This window comes from Caldisericota bacterium (assembly GCA_034717215.1).
GTDB lineage: Bacteria > Caldisericota > Caldisericia > Caldisericales > Caldisericaceae > UBA646.
Genome location: JAYELD010000156.1, coordinates 1 through 4630, shown reverse-complemented (window position 1 = coordinate 4630; position 4630 = coordinate 1). Strand labels below are relative to the sequence as shown.

General features: G+C 32.4%; 3 protein-coding genes. All 3 read right to left on the bottom strand.

Annotated elements, in window-relative coordinates; all coding sequences use genetic code 11:
* The coding region (locus U9Q18_06485; GenBank protein ID MEA3314004.1) for a hypothetical protein at nt 1-683 on the bottom strand (683 nt) is incomplete at its 3' end.
* 3 nt (nt 684-686) lie between these two features.
* Complete coding sequence (locus U9Q18_06480) at nt 687-3512, bottom strand: DNA methyltransferase (GenBank protein ID MEA3314003.1); 2826 nt, start codon at nt 3510-3512, stop codon at nt 687-689.
* Between the two features lie 21 nt (nt 3513-3533).
* Nucleotides 3534-4630 (bottom strand): DUF6079 family protein (locus U9Q18_06475; GenBank protein ID MEA3314002.1); only part of this gene is annotated, 1097 nt, incomplete at its 5' end.

Sequence of the window (4630 nt, the reverse complement as noted above, 5' to 3'; positions counted from 1 at the left end):
TTGTTTTCTATAGCAGAAACAAAATTTTCCCATTCCTCTTGTAAAATAGATAAAAAATAAGCAGGAGATGAAAGAAACCGATAGATATCCAACGAGTTAAATGCTGGTATTTTGGACAGCTCGTCTGAAATAAACCTAATAAAAATAGCCGGCAAGCTAAGATTAGCGTATTGTATGTTTAATATGAGTTTATATAATTCTGCTATTGATTCCACATTATCATAAGGTATTTTATACACACGTGTTGTAATAAGTTTTAAGCTCTCCTGCCGGGTTATACCGTATAGGAACTCTCCATGTAGGGAATATAGAAGGTCAATATCTTTTTTATCCATCAAGTTAATAATGTCTGAATCAATTGTTGTAAAAATATCTGAATAGGATAGCTCACAAAATAAACCTTCCTGTAGTAAATCGTATGGAATAGAAGTTGCCTCTATCGTCACTCTTAGAATATATTTTTTTCTCTTAAAAAGTATATTTTCTCTATATTCAAGTTCATACTTATATCTAAAAAATGCGTAATCCGTGTATTCAACCAAAGTATAATTTTTACTTTTTAAATAAGGAATAATCTCCTTGTCAAGCAATAATCCATCAGGGTCTACTGCAATAATAAGGTTCTCCGCAATATCTATTTTTTTTAAAACTTCTTTTCTCCAACCTTCCAAATTACCATCCATAAATTACTCCATATATGTTAATGCATTATCATAATACATTAGTAGTTTATCGTCTTCCTGAAGAATTTTTTCGGATATCTTATTACCAATTTCAATAATTATTTTATAATTTTTTTCAGCCCAACACTTCTTAAATCCTGCACGAACTGCTTCTGTACGAATAAACTTCAACTTTTTCTTGGATCTACGTATTTCCTCCAAATAGAGGTTAAACTCCCTAATAAGCATTTTATCACGTAACTTTTCAAGGTCTGCCTGTTTGTTCGGGTCAGGGACATACCACCTATTTATAGCTTTTGAAATCAGTTTATTATCCTCTTTATCAAGTTCTCTTAAATCTTTAAAATTCGTACTTAGGTATGTATGTATCTGGCTCGGAACAGGTCCAGTACCTTCATATTTAATAAAATTCTGGTCAAGTAAATCATCAAGTTCCGGTAAAAGTTCATACTTATCAATATGTTGTATTTCTTTCATGTAATCAGGATGAATATCTTGTCTAGTCTGTGGTTTTACCATTAACCTCTGTCGCAACCACTCAATAGCTGAACTTTCATCACTTACAAGCAGCTGCATTTGAATAAATTCTTTTGCAAAAATTCTTTTCTTTTCATATTCTGCAACCTGAGTAGATAAAAAAGCCATACCTTTTCTCATGGGAAATCTTTGAGCAATACCCATTTGAAATTCTGCTGATGAAATAGGCACATTAATCCCATTTTGCACATAATAGGAAACCATTCTGTCAAAAAGGATGCGGGGCGTCCTTTCAATGATAAATTCTGCTGCTCCTTTTTTACCGATAAATACTGGCAGCTTTTCAAGGTGGCCTTTTACAAAAGCCCAAACCGATTCTTCGCTTTCTGCTTTCTCTTTGATTTGATTTATCATCTCATCACTGGGTTTGTATGCTGAAATGACCAGGTCTTGTTTAACAGCAGTGGTGGTGGTTACCGCTTTAAAGCTTCCCTGTTGTTTGTCCAATGCCGCAACATTGGCAATAACAAAACCAGATTTTGATATGGCTTCCTGAATAGCGTTCCATATGCTTGCTTGAGAGTTGGAAAATTCTACAGTCATCCATCTTCCGGGCTTTAATAGACGATAATATTCTTTAAAACATTGTGTCATAAGCTCCTGGTATTCCAGTAAACCCTTGCCCTGAACTTTGTTGATAATCGCCTCAGGACTATTATTCGTTTTAACTTTAAGCCAAGATTCCAAAAGATAATTTAGTTCTGAATACATGAGGTTACCACCAAAAGGAGGATCAGTAAATATATAATCTATTGAATTATCGTTTATATTTTCTGTCTTTGATAATGACTGGTTTAATATAATACAATTTGATATTTTTAGACTCAAAGTAAGATTTGTATTTTTATTCACTTTTCTATAAAATACATCAAATACATTTTTTTCTAAAATCAATGAAGGTATATATAATGTTCCAGATACTCCACCACCACCACCACCATATGACTGCTTTTTATTCAAATAATTCTGTACTGCATTAAAAGACCACATAATATGTGAGGATATAATATTATTTTTCAAATTAATAATATTGTATAAAGCAGCTAACACCCATAAATTCCTCTTCGTATAAAAATGATGCACGTGGGTTATACCATGTGATTTCTTTGGTTGTGCAGTATTGTATCCTTCCGGCATTCTATCGGTAGGAACCCAATAAGGAATGGGGGTATCATTGATTTTTTGTATCAGCTTCAAGTCAAATTTATCAGGTTTTTTTTCAAATCTTTTTTTCTTTCCGGCAATAATAGCAGTATAATTAATGAGTACTGGCACCTGTTTTGCCCGTCTAACTGTTTTATTTATCACACTATCATAAAATGTTTCAAAAGCTCTTTCTATATCTCTTTTCTTAAGCTGGACACCGCAAGCCTTGCATTTAAAGGTATCTTTTATTTTGCCAGCTTCTTTATCAACTGCCACATCCCAAAATATTATCTCTCCTCCGCAGTTAGGACAGATAAATACATCTGACCAAACAATATAGTTTATTTTCCCTGTAATCGCTTTTCCTGAAAAATCAGTAACGGTCTTTCCGTTTTCGATATATCGGGTTTTATACATCCAACCGCATTCATTTTCTACTTCATTTAATATTCTATTTGCTTCTTGTTCAAATTCAACTACATCAACTGGTGTATTATAGTTGTATGATATAAAAGTTGCTGCGGGTGAAAGGTCGTTTAAAATGGTTTTTCTTTCTCCGAGCTTGGAAAACTTCTCCCACTTTTTTCCTTCTTCGGTTTCTAATTGTCTAAAAATATTCCCCTCCAAATCGATCTGGTAACCAAGCTCGAGTACTGCATCTTTATCTCCACACATTCTTGCGGCAACACCGGTCATACCGCTCCCACAGAATCCGTCAAAGATGATATCTTCAGGATTGGTATAATGAAGTATGTATCTCATAATTGCCTTATGCGGTACTTTTGTAGGGAATGAGTGAGCATTATATATAGGATGGTTTTTACCTTCGCTAACATCAGTAGCAAACGGTTCCCTAGAATACTCCACTTCTTTGTATTCTTTCTCATTTTCCCATTCTTCTAAAAAATCATTGATAAATGGATTGGGACATGCAGTATAATATGGGGGGTCAGATAACTTAAGGATATCCTCATCTTTTCCGATAGGAAATCCTTTTACATTCTTGAGCTCGGGGAGTTTTTTTCTTAATATTTCAGTAAAGTATTTTCTCCTCTCTTCATCATTGGGAAATGTCTTGCCAAGACAAGTTACGGGAGTGTTTGTTTCTTTCTGATTTTTAATAAAATTTAATTGTTGTATATCCATACTTTAATTTAATACCTCACTTTATCCATCAGTTTTCTGTTTTAACACAAAACGTGTATTATGTACATCCATAGAGGACATTTTATTGTTGATAAATGAATCAAATCTTTCTTTAATATCATTCAAGGTAAGAGGATTACCGTTACCCATTACATTTTTTAATTCATCAATAGTTATTTCAATCTTTTCGATACCATGAAGAAGCTCCTTTATTGCTTCAACAAGACCAATATCAATAGGAAGTTCAAACTTTTTGTTTTTAATTAATGTAGAAATCATAACTTTTTGCTCTTTTGTAAGCAGTTCTATATTAGACTTGATCTTGGGATCATTAAAAGTATTTATTAGTGTACCCGTCCAGGTTTCAAGTAAATTATCTAGTTCTTCTTCCATTTCTTCAAGGTTAAACGATTTAACTATTTTTTCTTCTTTTGGTCTAAAATTACAATCGGGACAAATTGGGAATCTTTCAAGTTTTTCTTTAGTTAGATTCCAGCAGGTTTTCATTCTGGTTATCTTATCGATGAATTCATCACATTTATTTCCCGGCAGTATATCAATCTCCTTTAATTGCCTTAAAGCGTTTATTCTTTTGTCATATAATAGTTTTTGCTTTTTGTCATCTTCAGAGGCATTTAGGCGAACTCGATTATGCATATTTATATACATATCTATATATTTTGACTTAAGTTTTTTAAGAGCATTAATACTATCTGAAATATCCTTATCTTTTCTAATATCATCAAGAATATTGTTTAATGTATCATCAACCTGTATCACCAACTCTGTATCATCTGTCATATTGGTTTGTGCATGTTTTAGATATAAAACAATTTCATTTATCTCTTTTATTTTATCTTTCATAATGTTTAATTTGTATAGTTTTTTTAGTTTTTCTTTATGATCATTTACTTCTTCAACGGAATATTTAAAATTCTGTAATTTTGCTGGTGTGTTAAATATTTGCAAAGACTCCATAAACCCTTTCAATGCAGATATTTCACTTTTATATCTTTCTTTTTCAGATTCGGTTAAGAATGCCCCATTCCAGTATTTAATTCCTTCATTTACTTCATACTCTGCTCGCGCAATTTTTGCAGCATAATCGCTAGACTTTT

Excerpts from the sequence above, each read along its gene's own strand:
- U9Q18_06480 (MEA3314003.1), bottom strand. The coding sequence starts at position 3,512 with ATGGATATACAACAATTAAATTTTATTAAAAATCAGAAAGAAACAAAC.